Below are 17,281 nucleotides of genomic sequence, written 5' to 3'. Positions count from 1 at the left end.
CAAATGCCTTTCAGAGTTAGCCTTTGACCCCGGACTCGAGGCTCGAAGAGATAAAGCGGCGCTGGAAGATCAGGAACAACGCCACCGCCGGCGCGGCCAGCACACACGCCCCCGCAAGGACGGCGCCGAACGGGTTCGCCGCCCGCGCCGAAACCGTGGTCAGATAGTTCGACAGCGACACGGCCAGCGGCTGCAGATCCTGCTGTTTGGTGATCAGGAACGGCCAGAGGAACTCGTTCCACGGCCCGATGAACGTCAGCAGTACGCCGGTCAGCAGCGCCGGCCGCACCAACGGAACCGCTATCCGCCACAGGATGTTCAGCTCCGACGCACCGTCGATCCGGGCCGCGTCGAACAACTCGACCGGCAACTGCAGGAAGTACTGGCGGAACACCAGGACCGCGGTCGAGTTGATCGCGAACGGCAGGATCATCCCCAGATACGAGTCGGCCAGCCCGTAGCTCCGCACGATCAGCACATACAAGGGAATCGTCAACAGCTGGAACGGCACGACCTGGAACAGCAGCATCAGGTTGAACACCACGCCCCGACCGCGGAACTGCAGCCGCGCCAGCGCGTAGCCCGCGAGTACGCCGAAAACCAGCGTGCCGAGGATGACACCGCCGGTGAAGATGCCCGAGTTCACCAGCGACCGGCCGAGATTGATCGCGCTGTTGATCTCGCTGTAGTTGTGCAAGGTCAGATTGCCCGCCGGAATCGCCCCGCTCACCGACGGATCCGGCTCGGCCTGCAGACTCCCGATCAGCATGTAGTAGAAGGGAAACAGGAACACGAAGGCGCCCACGAGCAGGGAAACGAAACGCAGCTTCACGACTCCTCCCTCCCCACGAAGCGCCGCTCGATCAGCGCAAGAGCCAGTACGGCGATCACCAGCAGCACGCCGATCGCGGACCCGATGTCCGGGTTCCCCTGCTCGATGCCCTTCTGGTACATCACCAGCACCGGCGACGCCGACGCACCGTCCGGCCCGCCACCACCGGTCAGCAGATACGGCTCGGTGAAGAGATTCGCTCCGGTCACGGTCGCCAGCAGTACGACGAGAGTCGTCGCCGGCCGCACTCCCGGAACAGTCACGTTCCAGAACGACTTCCACTTGTCGGCGCCATCCATCGCGGCCGCCTCGTAGAGGTCCTTCGACACGTTCTGCAGCGCGGCCAGATACAGCAGGATGAAGAACCCGAGCTGTTTCCAGGTCACATAGATCGCGACCGTTGGCATGGCGAGCTTCGAGTTCACCAACCAGGACGGATCCGGCGCGAGCGGGCCGAGGACGGAGTTGACCAGTCCGTTCGAGTTGAACAGGAACAGCCAGACCCCGACCACCGCCACACTCGCCGTCACGTAAGGCACGTAGTAGCTGACCCGGAAGAACGTCCGCCACCGGATCGCCGCGTTCAACGCGTTCGCCAGACCGAGCGCCAGTACGACGGTCAGCGGCACGTTGATCACGAGGAACACCAGCACATTCCAGAAGGCCCGCCGGACCGCGGGATCCGACAACACGGTGACGTAGTTGTCGAACCCCACGAACGGCCGCTCCACGATCGCGCCGGGGGCGGTGAAGAAGTAGTCGTGGAAGGACATGTAGACGGCGAACCCGAGCGGATAGGCGAACACCGCCGCCAGGAACACGACGTACGGCGTGACGAAGACGGCCCCGACCGGGTGCTCACCCAGCACCCGCCCGAGCAGACCCCGTCTCATGACTGCTTAGCGAGTTGATCGACCTTCTGTGCGGCGCCGTCCAGGGCCGTGCCGGGGTCTTCCTGGCCGAAGATGACCGACTTGGAGTAGGCGTCCCGGAAGGTCTGCCAGATGGTGATCGAATTCGCCACGTTCGGCACCTCGACCGTACGGGCGGCCTGGTCGGCGAACACCTTGTAGTCAGGGTTCTTGGCGAAGTAGTCGGGGTACGCCGCGGTAACGTCCTTGCGCAGGGGCATCTGGCCGCTGGCCGCCAGGAACTTGCCGTCCTGTTCCTTGCTGGTGGCAAACTTCAGCACATCCCATGCCGTGCCGCGGTTCTTGCACGCGGAGTACATGGCAACGTTTTTCGCGTCGGAGAACGTATGGATCTCGTCGGCCGGCTTGCCGGCCGAGGTCGGCACCGGGACGACGCCCCAGTCGACCTTGCCCTTGTAGGTTGCGATTGCCCATGGCCCGACCGCGGCCATCGCCGCGGTGCCGTCGACGAACGCGTCACCGGTGTACTTCTCCTGCGACGCCAGCTTGTCGGCGTACATCGTCCGCCAGAAGGTCGCGACCTTCTTGCCCTCGTCGGAGTTGAACTGAGCCTTGCCATCGGCAACCAGTTGCTTGCCGCCGGTCTCGGCCGCGAACAGCGGGTAGAAGTCGAACCAGGACTGGAAGAACTCGTTGCTCGGCGCCGGGTAGATCGCGAACTTCGCCGCCTTCGAGGCAACGATCTTGCGTGAGGCCGCGAGGAACTCGTCGTACGTAGCCAGCGGCGGCTTCGTGGTATCGATCCCTGCCTTGGCGAACGCCTTCTTGTTGTAGAAGATCATCACCGGGTTCGACTTCCAGGGCAGCTGGTAGTACTTGCCGTCGCTCGACTTGTACTGCTTGGCGACGTCACCCGAGCGTTCCTCGATGTACGACGTACCGTCGCTGAAGCTGTCGAGCGGAACCAGACCGCCTTGTTTCTGGAACTGGGAGACCGACGCGGGTGACGTGTTGAAGATCAGGCAGGGAGCGTTGCCTGCGGTGATCGCGGCGCCGATGACCTCTTCGGAGCTCTTGCCGGTGGGGATCTCCTGGGCGGTGACCTTCTGATCGGGGTGAGCCGCGTTCCAGGCCGCGACCATTTGCTTGCCCCAGGCCACTTCCTCGGCGTTGTTCGAGTACCAGATGTTGATCGGGCCGCGGGCGCTGGCCGCGGCGTCGGCGTCACCAGCGCCGCCGCCACTGTCACCACACGCGACGAGTGAGCCGGCCAAAGCGAGGGCCAGCAGTCCGGCTTGTAACTTCATGGTTCCTCCAGGGGGCAATGCAGGTGCTTTAGGCCGGGGCGGCGGTTGAGTTGCGTACGACGAGCTGCGCCGGTGGCAGTTCGACATCGGGTACGTCGGCCTCGCCGTCGACGACTCGGTTGAGCGTCTGCGCAGCCGCCTCGCCAAAGCGGAAAGGGTCGGCGCGGACGGTGGTCAGTCCGGGGTGAACGTATTCGGCGAGCTCGCTGTCGTCGAAGCCGGCGATGCTCAGGTCGTCCGGCACGGTTAGCCCCGCCGCCTGAGCTGCGCCGAGACCGGCGATCGCCATCCGGTCGTTGGCGTAGACGATTGCGGTCGGCGGCTCCGGTAGCGCGAGTAGCCGCCGGGTGGCCGCGATGCCGCCTGCAGCAGTGAAGTCGCCGGTCTCGACAGCCACCGGTTCCAGACCGGCGGTGGCCAGAGTCGAGACGAAGGCGGCGGAGCGGGCCATCGCATGCACGAAGGCCGGCGGGCCGGCGACGTGCGCGATCCGGCGATGACCGAGGTCCAGCAGATGCTCGACGACTGCGCTCGTACCAGGCCGGTCATCGAGGATGACGGCGGGGAACGGCGACGCGCCGTCGGGGCGGTTCAGGCTCACTGCGGGCAGTCCGAGCTCGACCAGCAGGTCGATCCGTGGGTCGTCGTGACGGAGGTCGGACAGGAAGACGCCGTCGACCCTGGCGTCTTGCGCGAGCCGTCGGTAGCCGGCCTCCTCGTCCTCGCCGGCGGTGACGACCTGCAGGACGAGCGCCTGCCCGCGAGTGGCGAGCACACTCTCGACGCCCGCGATGAAGGCCGGGAAGAACGGGTCCGACGACAGCACGGCCGGGTCTCGCGTGATCACCAGCCCGAGCGCGAATGCCTTCGAGACCGAGAGCGACCGGGCTCGGTTGCTCGGACGCCAGCCGAGCTCGTCGGCCGCGGCCAGGATCTTGTCGACCGTCGCCTGAGCCAGCCCGGGGCGGCCGTTCAAGGCGAACGACACCGCACCCTTGGACACGCCCGCGCGGGTCGCCACGTCGGCGATCGTCGGCCGCTGCTTGCTCATCTGACCTCACTCGACAGGCGTTTAAACCGGTTTAGACAGTCACTAAACCGGTTAAAACAACGTCCGTCAAGAGGTCGGACCGGTCAGCACGTACGCTGCGGCGGTGCGTTCACTGCTCGTAGTCGCACTGGTCGCCGGCCTCACAGCCTGCACGCCTGCCGACCAGACCACCGCTGCGCCGGCTCTCACCCTGCCGCCGACCCACGCCGGTTTCGACTACCAGCTAGGCGGGGCGTACGACCCGCCCGCCGGCGTCGAGGTCGTCACCCGCGACCGTACGGCGGCACCCGCGCCCGGGCTCTACAACGTCTGTTACGTCAACGCCTTCCAGGTCCAGCCCGGTGAACAAAAGGATTGGGACCCCGACCTGCTCCTCCGCGACGCCGCCGGCAACCTCGTGATCGACGAGGACTGGAACGAACCGCTGCTAGACCTCCGCACCGACGACAAGCGCACCCGGATCGCCGCGAAGGTCAACGCCTGGATCGACGACTGCGCGGCCAAGGGCTACCAAGCGATCGAGCCAGACAACTACGACAGCTACACCCGCTCGAAGAACATGCTCACGCCCGACCAGGCCAAGGCTTTCCACACCCTCATCGCGACCCACGCCCACGCTAAGAACCTCGCCATCGGCCAGAAGAACACCGTCGAGCTCGCCGGCGACCGGGAGACAGTCGGGCTCGACTTCGCCGTCGCCGAGGAATGCGGCGAGCACGACGAATGCGCCGACTATGTCGATGCCTTCGGCAACAACGTCATCGTGATCGAGTACACCTCCAGCGGCCTGAAAGCTGCCTGCACCGAGTACGGCGACGCCCTCACCATCGTCCAACGCGACCTGGAGGTCTCCACCCCCGGCAGCCCCGACTACCTGAGGGCAGCCTGCAAGTAGGTCCGATAGCGAGCGAAGCCATCGAGGACCTGCGCAGCGGTCAGTTGTGAAGTCAGAGCGCCGACGCCTTGTCCCGCGTAGATCGAGGTGCGAGCCGGGTCCGCGCTGCGCACGCCGTCGACGTAGTCCGTGTGGCCCACATCGTCCGTTTTCAAGGCTTCCTCGCGACCTTCCCACGTGTCGAAATAGGCGTTCCGCAGAGCGCGACCACCAAACTCGTCAGGCCACCCGGCCCGAGAGGCGGCGTCGAAGACCGTGCCGTAAACGGTCTCGGTCTCATCTGCCTCGATCACCCGCGCCCGGACCGACGAGGGCGTCAAAGCCTCGACACAGGTAAGAAACGCCGTACCGATCCAAGCGCCGGCCGCACCAGCAGCCAGTACGGCGGCGAGCCCGCGCGGGCCGGAGATGCCGCCGCCCGCGAGGACGGGAAGGTCGGTGAGGTCGAGGATCGCCTGCAGGAGCGGGAGGGTGGCGACAGCGTTGCGTCCGTGACCGCCTGCCTCGGCGCCGCGAGCAACGATCACCTCGACCCCGGCATCGATCGCCTCCCGCGCGTCCGCGACCGTCCCGGCCTGCGTCGCCACGACAATGCCTTCCTTCTGCAGCATCCCGACGTACGGCGAATAGTTGCCGAAGCTGAGCGAGACGAGCGCGGGCTTGAGCTCGAGTACGGCGTCCAGGTGCTCGGGGTGATCCTTGACCGACCAGGCCATCAACCCGACCCCGTACGGCTTCCCAGACCGGGAGGCGACCGCGCCTTCGGTGCGGATCCAGTCAGCGCTCACCGCGGAACCCGCGCCGAGCATCCCCAGTCCCCCGGCCGCCGAGATCGCGGCGGTCAGCTTGCCTCCGCTCACATTCGCCATCGGCGCACCGACCACCGGAACGGACAACCCGAACTTCTCCGTCAGCCACATGCAGCCAGCGCATCACATCAGCAGAGCCGGCGCCATGGCGCCTGACACACTGAACGGCCGGCCCTCAAAGAGGACCGGCCGTTACGAGGTGATTCAGAACTTGTAGACGTCCGACTGCGGGTCACCGTGGCAGCGCTTGTACTTCTTGCCGGAACCGCACGGGCAAGCGACGTTGCGGGGAGTGCCGGCGTACATCAAGCCGCCTTCCTCGCCCGCGTCCTGCCGGACCGCGACCTCGTCGTCGCCGTCGATCGTCGGCGCCGAGTACGACAACCGCTGCGGCCGGCTCTCACCGGTCAGGCCCTTGGCCCGCAGCCGCGGGGTGTCCCGCGGGCGCGGCTCGTCCTGGACCCGGCCAGGGAACTCCGCCACCGGCGCACCCGGCGTGAGGATGTCCTCTTCCTCGGCTTCGGTGTCGTCGAACTCGGCCTCGGCCTCGGCCAGCTCCATCTCGGCCCGCATCGCCTCGACGTCCACCTCGACGTTGAAGATGAAGGCGACCGACTCTTCCTTGATCGACTCCATCATCGCGGCGAACATGTCGTAGCCCTCGCGCTGGTACTCGACCAACGGATCGCGCTGGGCCATCGCGCGCAGGCCGATGCCCTCGCGCAGGTAGTCCATCTCGTACAGGTGCTCACGCCACTTGCGGTCCAGCACACTCAGTACGACGCGACGCTCCAGCTCGCGCATCGCGTCCTCACCGAGCAGCTCCTCGCGCTTCTCGTACGCCGCCTTGGCGTCCTCGATGAAGCGCTCGACCAGGAAGTCCTGGGTCAGGCCGGCCTTCTCGCCACCGGCCTCCTCGATCAGGTCGTCCTCGGTCAGCTCGGTCGAGTACAGCGTCTTCAGCGCGGTGAAGAGGGCATCCAGGTCCCAGTCCTCGGCGAACCCGTCCGCGGTTGCGCCCTGGACGTAGCCGGTGACGGTCTCCTCGAGCATGTCCTGGACCTGGTCGCGCAGGTCGGCGCCCTCGAGTACGCGGCGGCGCTCGTCGTACACGACATGGCGCTGCCGGTTCATCACGTCGTCGTACTTGAGGATGTTCTTGCGGGTCTCGAAGTTCTGCGCCTCGACCTGGGACTGCGCCGACGCGATCGCCTTGGTGACGACCTTGTTCTCCAGCGGCTGGCTGTCGTCGTTGTTGCGCGACATCGCCCAGTCGACCATCTCGCGCTTGAACAGCCGCATCAGGTCGTCCTCCAGCGACAGGTAGAACCGGGACTTGCCCGGGTCGCCCTGACGGCCGGACCGGCCGCGCAGCTGGTTGTCGATCCGGCGGGACTCGTGCCGCTCGGTGCCGAGCACGTACAGGCCGCCGGCCTCGCGGACCTCCTCCTGCTCGTCCTTGACCTGCTTCTCGAACTGCTCCAGGACCGTCGGGTACTCGGTCTCGTACTCCTCGATCGACTCGGCCGGGTCGATGCCGCGGGCCCGCAGCTCCTTGTCGGCCAGGAACTCCGGGTTGCCGCCGAGGATGATGTCGGTACCACGGCCGGCCATGTTGGTGGCCACCGTGACGGCGCCCTTGCGGCCGGCCTCGGCGACGATCGCCGCCTCCCGCGCGTGCTGCTTCGCGTTCAGCACCTCGTGCGCGATGTTCTCCTTGCGCAGCTGGTTGGACAGCCGCTCCGACTTCTCCACGCTGGTGGTGCCGACCAGGATCGGCTGGCCCGTCTTGTGCACCGCGACGATGTCCTTGACCACCGCGTCGAACTTGGCGTCCTCGGTGCGGAAGATCAGGTCCCGCTCGTCCACCCGGATCATCGGCTTGTTGGTCGGGATCGGGACCACGCCCAGGCCGTAGATCTTCTGGAACTCGGCCGCCTCGGTCATCGCCGTACCGGTCATGCCGGCCAGCTTCTCGTAGAGGCGGAAGTAGTTCTGCAGCGTGATCGTCGCGAGGGTCTGGTACTCCTCCTTGATCTCGACGCCTTCCTTGGCCTCGATCGCCTGGTGGAGTCCCTCGTTGTAGCGGCGGCCGTGCAGCGTCCGGCCGGTGTGCTCGTCGACGATCAGCACCTCGTTGTCGACGACCACGTAGTCCTTGTCCTTGCGGAACAGGTCCTTGGCCTTCAGCGCGTTGTTCAGGTAGCTGATCAGCGGGGTGTTGGCCGACTCGTAGAGGTTGTCGATCCCGAGCCGGTCCTCGACCTTCTCGATACCGCGCTCGAGGATGGCGACGGTGCGCTTCTTCTCGTCCACCTCGTAGTCGGCGACCGGGCGCTGCTCCTCGGGCACCTTGTCGTCGGCGATCCGCGGCTTCAGTGCGTTCGCGATCCGGGCCATCTCGACGTACCAGCGCTGCGAGTCCTCGGCCGGGCCGGAGATGATCAGCGGGGTCCGGGCCTCGTCGACCAGGATCGAGTCGACCTCGTCCACGATCGCGTAGTTGTGCTCGCGCTGGACGCAGTCCTCGATGCTCTGCGCCATGTTGTCGCGCAGGTAGTCGAAGCCGAACTCGTTGTTGGTGCCGTAGGTGATGTCCTTGGCGTAGGCGATCCGGCGCTCGGCCGGCGACATCTCCGGCAGGATCACGCCGTAGTCGAGGCCGAGGAAGTGGTACACCCGGCCCATCCACTCGGCCTGGTACTTGGCCAGGTAGTCGTTCACCGTGACCACGTGCACACCCTTGCCGGACAGGGCGTTCAGGTACGTCGGCAGGGTACCGACCAGGGTCTTGCCCTCACCGGTCTTCATCTCGGCGATGTTGCCCAGGTGCAGCGCGGCGCCGCCCATGATCTGGACGTCGTAGTGCCGCTGGTGCAGCGTCCGCTTGGCCGCCTCGCGGACCACCGCGAACGCCTCCGGCAGCAGCGCGTCGAGCGACTCCCCGTTCTCGTGCCGCTGCTTGAACTCCGCGGTCTGACCGCGCAACTCCTCGTCGGACATGCCGACGAAGTCGTCCTCGATCGAGTTGACCATCTTCGCGATGCCCTGGAGCTGGCGCAGGATCTTGCCCTCGCCGATCCGCAGGACCTTGTCGATCACCTTCATGGTGGGGAGTTCTCTCCTTGCTGCTGAAGCCTGGTTCCGGCCGACGCCGAAAGGGCACGGTCCGACCCGTCGGAACGGCGTGCGTCACCCATGGTACGGGGCGCGTGTACCCAAGCCACCCCTCCCCTGCGTGCCCCCGGGCCTACCTGACCCACGCTCCAGCAGCGCGAAAAGTTCCGGCTTCCCGGTCAGGAACCCCGTAGGGCGTCACTCAGCGCAGGCGAGAGGTCACCGCCACCGGCCACCCGGACCTGGTCCAGCCCCAGCCAGCCGGCCAGCTGGACGAGCTCGGCAGCCAGCTCGTCCGCGGTCTCCACCGGCGCCTTGGGCTCGGCATGCGCCGACTGAACCAGCAGCACCCCAGCCGCACGGTCCGACTTCAGGTCCACCCGCGCGACCAGACGATCCCCGAGCAGGAAGGGCAGCACGTAGTACCCATGGATTCGCTTCTCCGCCGGCACGTAGATCTCGATCCGGTACCGGAAGTCGAACAGCACTTCGGTCCGGGTCCGCTCGAACACCAGCGAGTCGAACGGGCTGACCAGCGCCCGCGCGTTCACCCGCCGCGGCAGCCGCGCGTCCCGGTGCAGGTACGCCTGCCGCTTCCAGCCGTCGATCTTGACCGGAATCAGCTCGCCTTCCTCCACCAGTTCCAGGATCGCCTGCGCGGTCGGCTCGGGCGCCGTACGGAAATAGTCCTTCAGGCACTGCGCCGTCGACACCCCGTGCGCCCGCGCCGCGATCGACACCAGCCCTCGATGCGCCTCCGCGACCGACGGAGTCGGAGTCTCCAGTACGGCGCTCGGCAGCACCCGCTCGGGTACGTCGTACATCCGCTCGAACTGCTGGTTGCGTCGAGCGACCGTGATCTCACCGGCGAAGAACAGGAACTCGAGCGCCCGCTTCACGTCGGACCAGTTCCAGCCCCAGTTGTCCCGCTCCCGCTCGACGTCGTCGTCGATCTCGCGGGCGGTCAGCGGGCCGTGCTCGCGGACGTCGGCGAGCACCTGCTTGAGCAGATCCGGCCGTTCGCGGGCGATCGATCGCGGGCCGCCCCAGGCCTCGGTGTGCGCGCGAGCCATCCGCCAGCGCATCAGCGGGTGCGTCTCCACTGGGAGCAGGGAGGCCTCGTGCGCCCAGTACTCGACCAGGCGGCGTGGGGCCTTCCCGGAAGCGCGGTCGAGCAGGTCGCGTGGGTACGGACCGAGGCGCGAGTACAGCGGCAGATACTGCGCCCGGCTCAGCACGTTGACGGAGTCGATCTGGATCAGCCCGATCCGGCCGAGCACCCGAGCCAGCGCCCGCGCGTCAGGAACGCCTTTCGGCCGCGGGTCCATGAAGCCCTGCGCAGCCAGCGCCACCCGCCGGGCCTGAGCCGTCGACAACACCTGCGTAGTCACCTACCGAAGTCTGCCGGGCCGCACCGACAAAACCCGGGCCATAACTCGGGAGTTACCGGAAGTGGGAGGTGTGCTACGGACCGTGTTCGGGAGACGCTCGCTGTCAGGCCGTGACGCCCGCGCGGCCCCTATCACCCTGGAGTGTGAGGCATGACAGGAAGACTTCAGCTGGTCCGTGCTGCCCTGGCGGCCGGTGTGCTGACCGTGGCGTCCCTGGGTGCGGTGGCCGTAGCCGGCTCCGCATCCGCCGCGCAGGCACCGGACGGACCCAAGACCCGGATCGTCGGCGGGGCCATCGCGCACACCGCGGACACGCCCTGGGCCATTCAGCTGTCGAACAGCGGCTCGCCCGACCCCACCGGCGAGTGGTGCGGCTCGACTCTGGTGGCGGCGAACAAGATCGTCACCGCGGCGCACTGCGCGCAGGAGGCGGCCTCCACCTACACCGCGATCCAGGGCCGGGACGTGCTGAGCGACAAGGCAGAAGGCCAGGAGTCGAAGGTCAGCAAGATCTGGGTGGACCCGGAGTACGGCAAGCAGCCGGGCCACGACGTCGCCGTACTGACGCTGGCGACACCGTTCGACGGCGTGCCGACGCTGGCGCTGGAGACCGACAAGGCGGCGGACAAGGCTGGTGCGGGGTCGGTCGTCTACGGCTGGGGCGAGACCGAGGGCACCGGGCCGGCGAACACCTTCCAGAAGGTGGACGTGCCGGTGCTGGGTGACGCGTACTGCGAGAAGGCGTACGCGAGCGAGGGCTACACCGCCGACGGCGAGATCTGCGCCGGGTACGAAGAGGGCGGCAAGGACTCCTGCCAGGGCGACTCCGGCGGCCCGCTCGTCCTGAACGGCCGCCTCTTCGGCATCGTCTCCTGGGGCATCGGCTGCGCGGACGCCGGCAACCCCGGCGTCTACGCCGAAGTAGCCACCTACGCCACCGAACTACAAGCCCAAATCAACAGCTAGCCACCCCTGCGGCAGCGGACAGACCTTCGCAGGGGAAGGAGAAGGGGCCGGGTCTCGTCGCCCGGCCCCTTCTGTGCTCCTCCCGGGGAATCGGAGGTCGGCCTCACACGACCGGAGTGGGCTGGTGCACCTGCGTCAGACAGACAGGCGGATCACGCCGTAGTCGTAGCCGCGACGGCGGTAGACGACGCTGGGCTGGTTCTCGTCCGCGTCGACGAACAGGTAGAAGTCGTGACCGACCAGTTCGAGCTCGTAGAGCGCCTGGTCCAGTGTCATCGGCTTGGCGGTGTGGGTCTTCTCGCGCATCACCAGCGGTCCGTCTCCGGTGACCACGAGGGAACCGTACTTATGCGTCGCCACTTCCTCCTCGGCGACTGTCTCCTCCACTGCAGCTGTCTCGTTGAGGGGCTGCTTCGCGTTCACGTGCCGCAGGCCTTCCGGCGAGCGCTCACCACGGTGCACCCGGCGGCGGTCCGCCGCCTTGCGGACCTGTGCCCGCAGTCGGTCCAGGCAGACGTCGAACGCTGCCGACTTGGTCTCGCCGGTCGCTTCGGCGCGGACCACCGGACCCTTCGTATACATGGTGAGCTCGACACGCATCGCCCGATCGTGCTGTCGCGGGTTCTTTTCCTGGCTGACTTCTACCTCGCACCGCAGTACCCGGTGATCGACCTTCTCGATCCGCTCGAGTTTTTCCTCGACGTACTGCCGGAAGCGGTCACTGACCTCGCAGTGATGACCCTTGACAACGACGTCCACGGAAACCTCCATCGATCGGCGACTTTCTACGTCTCCGGACCCCCGTCTGTGTCGTGACGGTGCCCGAAACAAGAACACCCGCCATCGAACCGGTCGGACTCCGTGGTGAGGATTCCGGCTGATCCGGCCCTGCACCACATCCCTGCCCGACAAGCCCTAGCGGGTGTCATAGGCCAACGCTAGTCGGCTTCGGCGAAAACCGGTAGGGAAGTTCTCATGAACCAGACGTCGAGTACCGGCGGGTCGCGGCGAGTACTGCACAACCGAACACCGCGATCCCCTGCGATTCCAGGGCGCGGCACGCCTCGGCCAGCGTGGAACCGGTGGTGATCACGTCGTCGACCAGCAGGACCGGCTGATCCGTCAGCCTTTCAGCCCAGCGCGAACGAGCCGCGAAAGCCCCGGCCAGGTTGGCCGTACGCCGCTCAGCGGACAATCCCGATTGGTCATCAGGACGCCGTACGACGGTCAGCGCATCGGCCAGCCGGGCGTCGAAACCTTGGCGGCGCAGGCTTTTCACCGCAGCCTTGGTGATCCGCCGCAACGGATCATGCCCACGCGCCCGCACCGTCGCGCGCGCCGACGGGACTGGACACAGCCAGACCCCGTGCCGTGCCCCCAACGCGCTCCGGACCGCCGTCGCGAGTACCTCGCCCAGCGGCCGCGCCAGGGCGTAGCGCGCCTCCTCTTTGTGCGCGATGATCAGCTTCCGGATCTGGTCGCCGTACGGCGCACTCGCGGTAGGCGTCGGCAATCCGCGCGGAGCCGGCTCCGGCCAGGCACGGAACGGAGTCACCGCGTCCAGTAGCTCCCGGCAACCACCACAGAGCGTGACCCCCGGCCGCCCGCACCCCGCACACCTTCCACCCAGCACGAGGTCCACGAAGGCATCCCGGACCGGCATCGCCCCACCATCCGCGATCCACCTGCCGGCCCGCAACCGGCCTGAGGCAACCTGTGGATTACCCCGGGTAGACAGGGATGAGCGGGGCGGCGTTGGGTTCGTCGTCCATCGTGACCCAGGTCAGGTCGCGGGTTTGCCAGTGGAGTCGGCCGTCGGTGTCCTCGACGACCGGGAGTGTGTCCTTGTTGAGGTTGGACGCCAGGTGCAGCGTGCCGAACTCGGGGGCGCCGGGGAGCAGCTGCAGGCGGGAGCCGTCCGGGTTGACCAGCCACGGCTGGCGGCTCTTGTTGGCGCCCGCGCTGGACGTCCCGGCGACCAGGATGCCCAGCTTGTTCCACGCCGCATCGGTGATGTCGTCCAGCGGCAGCTGGAGGTTCCGGAACTCGCCGAGCAACAGCTGCTTGCCGCCGTTCTGGCTGAGCAGTGTCGCGGTCTGCACGTAGTTCTTGCCGGTCGTCTTGGACCGCATCACCAGCAGCGCCCGCACGCCGTCCGGAGCCATCCGCAGCATCAGCGGCTTGTCACCGTGGAAGTTGACCGCGACGTTCGTCAGGTTCCCGTCCCGGTTCCGGAACCGCAGCCGGGGCGTCGTGCTGTCCGCCCGGTCCAGGATCCACAGGTTCTCCTGGTTGTCGTAGCTCGGCCGCAGTACCCGCCCCTGGGTCTGGATCTGGCGCACCTGGTCGGTCTGGTCGGTCGAGTCCAGCCGCGCGTACGCCACCACCTTGTCGCCCTTGACGTTGGTCACGATCGCCCCGGAGTCCGCTCTGAGGTTCACCGCGAACGACTCCGCGTCGTACTGGTAGAGCATGCTCGAGTCCAGCGCCCGGGCCGCGATGTCCGACGCCCCGTCCAGCCCTTCGATCCGCTGCACCTTGCCGGACCGTACGCCGTACAGGTCGGTCAGGGCTCCACCGGGGACCGACGGGTCGTACTGGCTGAAGTTGGAGAACGGCAGTTGCTCGGGATCGTCCGGCAGCAGCGGCGCTCCGCCGACGGTGATCTTCACCCGGAGATTGATCTGGTTCAGCGTCCAGACGATCTGCGCCGCCAGCAGTCGGCGGTCCGGGTCTCGCAGCGCGTTGACGGCGTTGTTGAGCGCCACCGTCGCCACGCCGAGGTCGACCGGCACCGACACCTGGATCTCGGTGCCGGGCGGCACCAGTGAGATCACTCCGTTGCCCAGCCGGCTGGTCGGGCCCTTGAGCAGCTCCTGGATCAGCTGGGTCGCGGCCTGGCCGGGCGAGAGGTTCACCGGCAGGTAGACCGGGTCGGGCACCAGCATGTCCCGGCCGGGCGTGAAGAAGTAGAGGTTGCGCGGGGCAAGCTTCGGGTCCAGCTGGTTGCTGCCCAGGAACACGCCTTGCGGGACCGACGCGACCCGCCACTGGTTCTCCACCTTGGCCAGTTTGAAGACGAAGGACACCGTCTCGCCGATCCGCGCCGGGATCCAGGATCCACGGTCGTCGATGGTGGCGATCTTGCGGGCGGTCAGCTTGATCTGGTTGGTACGCACGGTGGTGATGGCGTCCGGCCGCTGGTCGTACACCACCGTCTGCGACTCCGGCTTCCACGCAGCCGCGGCGTCAGCCGTCATGTACTCGCGGGCCACGTCGAACGCACGCGAGTCCGACATCGCCTCCAGGAACCCGTTCACCAGCGCCAGCGGCGGGGTGTCGTCCCGCGGCGGCTTCGCCTCGACCCCGACGCCGCCCAGCTCCGGCGCAAGGCCCTCCTTGTTGCTACTGCGGATGGTGCCCTTGGTCGGCACGGTCGCACACCCCGCGACGAGCAGCAGCATCAGTGCGCGCCTCACCGCTCCTCACCACCGGTCAGCTTCTGGTACGGCGCTCCGACGTCGACCAGCGACTTCTCCGTCACCACGCGGCTGGCGTCCGGCGGACGCGCCGGCAGCGGCGAGCCGGACAGTGTCACGTCCGAACGGCGCGGCAGGGTGAGCCGGAAGTAGGCACCGTCCCCCGGTGACCCCCAGGCGTCCAGTCTGCCTCCGTGGAGGCGGGCGTCCTCCAGCGCGATGGACAGGCCGAGCCCGGTCCCACCGGTGGTCCTGGCCCGGGCCGGGTCCGCTCGCCAGAACCTGCTGAACACCATCTCCGCCTCTTCGGCCCGGAAGCCGACACCGTGGTCGCGGACCGCGACCGCCGCCGCGTCCTCGTCGTACGCCGTACTGATCCGGATCGGCAGGCCCTCGCTGTGCTCGATGGCGTTGCCGATCAGGTTGCGCAGGATCCGCTCGATCCGGCGTGAGTCCACCTGGGCGCGGCAGGGCTCGCGCATGTCCAGCTGCACCTCGCAGCCCTTGCGCTGCAGTAGGGTCTCGTGGTTCTCCAGCACCCGGTTGACGATGTCGCGCAGGTCCACGTCCTCCAGGTCGAGTGCGGCCGCGCCCGCGTCGAACCGGCTGATCTCCAGCAGGTCGGCGAGCAGCTCCTCGAACCGGTTGAGCTCGTTCTGCAGCAGCTCGACCGAGCGCCGGCTGATCGGGTCGAACTGGTCGCGGGTCTCGTGCAGCAGGTCAGCCGCCATCCGGACCGTGGTCAGCGGAGTACGTAGCTCGTGTGAGACGTCGGAGACGAACCGGCGTTGCAGCCGGGACAGCTCCTCCAACCGGCGGATCTGCCGCTGCAGGTTGCTGGCCATCTTGTTGAAGGAGACCGCCAGCCGGGCCAGGTCGTCGGTGCCGCGGACCTGCATGCGCTCCTCGAGCTTGCCGGCCGCCAGCCGCTCCGCGATCCGCCGCGCCATCCGGACCGGGGTGACAACCTGACGGGTGACCAGCCAGGCCACCGCGCCGAGCAAGACGACGAGCAGGAGCCCCGCGGTGATCAGTGCGTTCTGGACGACGTCGAGCGTCTCCTGCTGCGCAGTGAGCGGGAACAGGAAGTAGACGGCGTACCGCTCATTGGTCACCCGGAGCTGGGAACCGACCACCAGCCCGGGGACGCTGGGCCCGTCACGGTAGTTGATCACCGTGTAGGTGTCCCACAGCTTCGAGTCGTCGCTCATCACCGAGGAGGCCAGCTCGGTCGGGATGGAGTCGCTGTCGACCAGACCGGTGTAGCGGATCGCGTTGGAGGCCGACGAGTCGGTCGGCACCAGCAGTACGTCGTACAGGCCGGGGCGGTTGGAGCCGAGGACCAGCTCGGACAGCTGCTGGTTGATCGTGGTGGGGTCGGCGGCGTTGATCGTGTTCGACAGCGAGGCCAGCTGGGCGACCGCCTCGGCCTGTGCACTCGCCCGGCGTGACTCCAGCACGCCGTCGGTGACCTGGCTCATCATCACCCAGCCGACCAGGAGCAGGACGACGGTCGACATCAGCAGGGTGCCGGTGACGATCCGGGCCTGGATGGACCGGCGCCAGATGTCCGGCCAGTGCTTCGGGTGCGTCCGCCACAGCGGCTGCTGATTGGCAGGCCAGTCCGCCGCGGTGGCGGTGAGCTCCAGCTCCGTCCCACGGGACTCCGCCGGCGTCTCCTGCTCCGGCGGTACCGGCTGCTCCTGACTCACCACTGCCGGGGCTGGGGGTGCGTCCGGAGCTGCCTGCGACTCTTGGTCGCGTCCGTACTCGATCAGTCCGCACCCGCCTTGTAGCCGACACCGCGGACGGTCACCACGATCTCCGGGTGCTCAGGGTCCTTCTCGATCTTGGAGCGCAGCCGCTGGACGTGCACGTTGACCAGCCGGGTGTCGGCCGCGTGCCGGTAGCCCCAGACCTGCTCCAGCAGCACCTCGCGGGTGAACACCTGCCAGGGCTTGGAAGCCAGGCAGACCAGCAGATCGAACTCCAGCGGGGTGAGCTGGATCGTCTCGCCGGCCCGCTTCACCGAGTGCCCGGCCACGTCGATGGTCAGGTCGCCGATGGTCAGCGACTCCGGACCGGGCTCGTCCATCCGGCGCAGCCGGGCCCTGATCCGGGCCACCAGCTCCTTCGGCTTGAACGGCTTCACCACGTAGTCGTCCGCCCCGGACTCCAGGCCCAGAACGACGTCCACGGTGTCGCTCTTCGCGGTCAGCATCACGATCGGTACGCCGGACTCGGCCCGGATCGCGCGGCAGACGTCGATCCCGTCCATGCCCGGAAGCATCAGGTCAAGCAGCAGCAGGTCCGGCTTGAACTCGCGGAAGGCCGGTACCGCTTTGTCACCGGTTGCGCACAGATAGGTGTCGTAGCCCTCGTTGCGCAGCACGATGCTGAGCATCTCCGACAACGCTGTGTCGTCGTCGACGATGAGAACACGTCCCCTCATCGTCCGGTTACCATCTGCCACGCCCTGCTCCTTGCCGTCCGATCGTTGTGCGCCCAGCGGATGCTGACCGTACGCACTACGGATAGTGTCCCATTCCCCGGGTGGTGCAC

14 protein-coding genes are annotated in these 17,281 nt (G+C 67.5%); 2 read left to right on the top strand and 12 right to left on the bottom strand.

What is annotated here, in order from left to right:
* Positions 1-16 precede the first annotated feature (16 nt).
* The 4 genes from EV646_RS18670 to EV646_RS18655 are packed head-to-tail and all read right to left on the bottom strand — an operon-like array spanning position 17 to position 4,062.
* On the bottom strand, positions 17-832 hold the full coding sequence (locus EV646_RS18670) for a carbohydrate ABC transporter permease (protein ID WP_132150208.1): 816 nt from the start codon (positions 830-832) through the stop codon (positions 17-19).
* Positions 829-1,725 (bottom strand): carbohydrate ABC transporter permease, encoded by an 897-nt coding sequence (locus EV646_RS18665; protein WP_132150206.1) that lies wholly within the window; start codon positions 1,723-1,725, stop codon positions 829-831. The genes EV646_RS18670 and EV646_RS18665 overlap by 4 nt, the downstream gene beginning before the upstream one ends.
* Positions 1,722-3,011, bottom strand: a complete 1,290-nt coding sequence (locus tag EV646_RS18660) for an extracellular solute-binding protein (protein ID WP_132150204.1) — start codon at positions 3,009-3,011, stop codon at positions 1,722-1,724. Before EV646_RS18660 ends, EV646_RS18665 begins: the two co-directional genes overlap by 4 nt.
* Before the next feature lie 28 nt (positions 3,012-3,039).
* The gene (locus EV646_RS18655; RefSeq protein ID WP_132150202.1) at positions 3,040-4,062 is read right to left on the bottom strand and encodes a LacI family DNA-binding transcriptional regulator; all 1,023 of its coding nucleotides are present in this window, start codon (positions 4,060-4,062) and stop codon (positions 3,040-3,042) included.
* Positions 4,063-4,165: 103 nt separating this feature from the next.
* Here EV646_RS18655 and EV646_RS18650 point away from each other — a divergent pair, with 103 nt between their 5' ends.
* Entirely contained in the window at positions 4,166-4,957 is a 792-nt protein-coding gene (locus EV646_RS18650) for an endo alpha-1,4 polygalactosaminidase (RefSeq protein WP_132150200.1), read from the top strand.
* On the opposite strand, the gene EV646_RS18645 is transcribed toward EV646_RS18650, so the two are convergent.
* The 3 genes from EV646_RS18645 to EV646_RS18635 form a co-directional block, all read right to left on the bottom strand.
* Positions 4,933-5,877, bottom strand: a complete 945-nt coding sequence (locus EV646_RS18645; protein ID WP_132150198.1) for an NAD(P)H-dependent flavin oxidoreductase — start codon at positions 5,875-5,877, stop codon at positions 4,933-4,935. The genes EV646_RS18650 and EV646_RS18645 overlap by 25 nt on opposite strands.
* A gap of 93 nt (positions 5,878-5,970) precedes the next feature.
* On the bottom strand, positions 5,971-8,874 hold the full coding sequence (secA, locus tag EV646_RS18640; protein ID WP_132150196.1) for a preprotein translocase subunit SecA: 2,904 nt from the start codon (positions 8,872-8,874) through the stop codon (positions 5,971-5,973).
* A 188-nt stretch (positions 8,875-9,062) separates the two neighbouring features.
* Positions 9,063-10,211 (bottom strand): winged helix-turn-helix domain-containing protein, encoded by a 1,149-nt coding sequence (locus EV646_RS18635; protein WP_132150712.1) that lies wholly within the window; start codon positions 10,209-10,211, stop codon positions 9,063-9,065.
* Between the two features lie 213 nt (positions 10,212-10,424).
* On the opposite strand from EV646_RS18635, the gene EV646_RS18630 reads away from it, so the two are divergent.
* Positions 10,425-11,240: a S1 family peptidase gene (locus tag EV646_RS18630; protein WP_132150194.1), complete on the top strand. Its 816-nt coding sequence runs from the start codon at positions 10,425-10,427 to the stop codon at positions 11,238-11,240.
* 135 nt (positions 11,241-11,375) lie between these two features.
* Here the strand turns inward: EV646_RS18630 and hpf are convergent, their stop codons facing one another.
* From hpf to mtrA, 5 genes are all read right to left on the bottom strand, one after another.
* Complete coding sequence (gene hpf / locus EV646_RS18625) at positions 11,376-11,999, bottom strand: ribosome hibernation-promoting factor, HPF/YfiA family (RefSeq protein ID WP_132150192.1); 624 nt, start codon at positions 11,997-11,999, stop codon at positions 11,376-11,378.
* 214 nt (positions 12,000-12,213) lie between these two features.
* Entirely contained in the window at positions 12,214-12,903 is a 690-nt protein-coding gene (locus tag EV646_RS18620) for a ComF family protein (protein ID WP_132150190.1), read from the bottom strand.
* A gap of 58 nt (positions 12,904-12,961) precedes the next feature.
* Positions 12,962-14,719, bottom strand: coding sequence for an LpqB family beta-propeller domain-containing protein (locus tag EV646_RS18615; protein ID WP_241996150.1), 1,758 nt, complete (start codon positions 14,717-14,719; stop codon positions 12,962-12,964).
* Positions 14,716-16,431, bottom strand: a complete 1,716-nt coding sequence (mtrB, locus tag EV646_RS18610; protein ID WP_241996149.1) for an MtrAB system histidine kinase MtrB — start codon at positions 16,429-16,431, stop codon at positions 14,716-14,718. Before mtrB ends, EV646_RS18615 begins: the two co-directional genes overlap by 4 nt.
* A gap of 62 nt (positions 16,432-16,493) precedes the next feature.
* On the bottom strand, positions 16,494-17,171 hold the full coding sequence (mtrA, locus tag EV646_RS18605; protein ID WP_131345780.1) for an MtrAB system response regulator MtrA: 678 nt from the start codon (positions 17,169-17,171) through the stop codon (positions 16,494-16,496).
* Between the last annotated feature and the right edge of the window lie 110 nt (positions 17,172-17,281).

Origin of the sequence: Kribbella antiqua (genome assembly GCF_004345665.1) — a bacterium.
Lineage (GTDB): Bacteria > Actinomycetota > Actinomycetes > Propionibacteriales > Kribbellaceae > Kribbella > Kribbella antiqua.
The sequence above is the reverse complement of the archived record's forward strand: the minus strand, read 5'-3'. Positions and strand labels throughout refer to the sequence as shown.

Bases quoted from the DNA above. Each gene is read 5' to 3' on its own strand.
- EV646_RS18665 (WP_132150206.1), bottom strand. From the start codon at position 1,725: ATGAGACGGGGTCTGCTCGGGCGGGTGCTGGGTGAGCACCCGGTCGGG.
- EV646_RS18660 (WP_132150204.1), bottom strand. From the start codon at position 3,011: ATGAAGTTACAAGCCGGACTGCTGGCCCTCGCTTTGGCCGGCTCACTC.
- EV646_RS18655 (WP_132150202.1), bottom strand. From the start codon at position 4,062: ATGAGCAAGCAGCGGCCGACGATCGCCGACGTGGCGACCCGCGCGGGC.
- EV646_RS18645 (WP_132150198.1), bottom strand. From the start codon at position 5,877: ATGTGGCTGACGGAGAAGTTCGGGTTGTCCGTTCCGGTGGTCGGTGCG.
- secA (WP_132150196.1), bottom strand. From the start codon at position 8,874: ATGAAGGTGATCGACAAGGTCCTGCGGATCGGCGAGGGCAAGATCCTG.
- EV646_RS18635 (WP_132150712.1), bottom strand. From the start codon at position 10,211: ATGGACCCGCGGCCGAAAGGCGTTCCTGACGCGCGGGCGCTGGCTCGG.
- EV646_RS18630 (WP_132150194.1), top strand. From the start codon at position 10,425: ATGACAGGAAGACTTCAGCTGGTCCGTGCTGCCCTGGCGGCCGGTGTG.
- EV646_RS18620 (WP_132150190.1), bottom strand. From the start codon at position 12,903: ATGCCGGTCCGGGATGCCTTCGTGGACCTCGTGCTGGGTGGAAGGTGT.
- mtrA (WP_131345780.1), bottom strand. From the start codon at position 17,171: ATGAGGGGACGTGTTCTCATCGTCGACGACGACACAGCGTTGTCGGAG.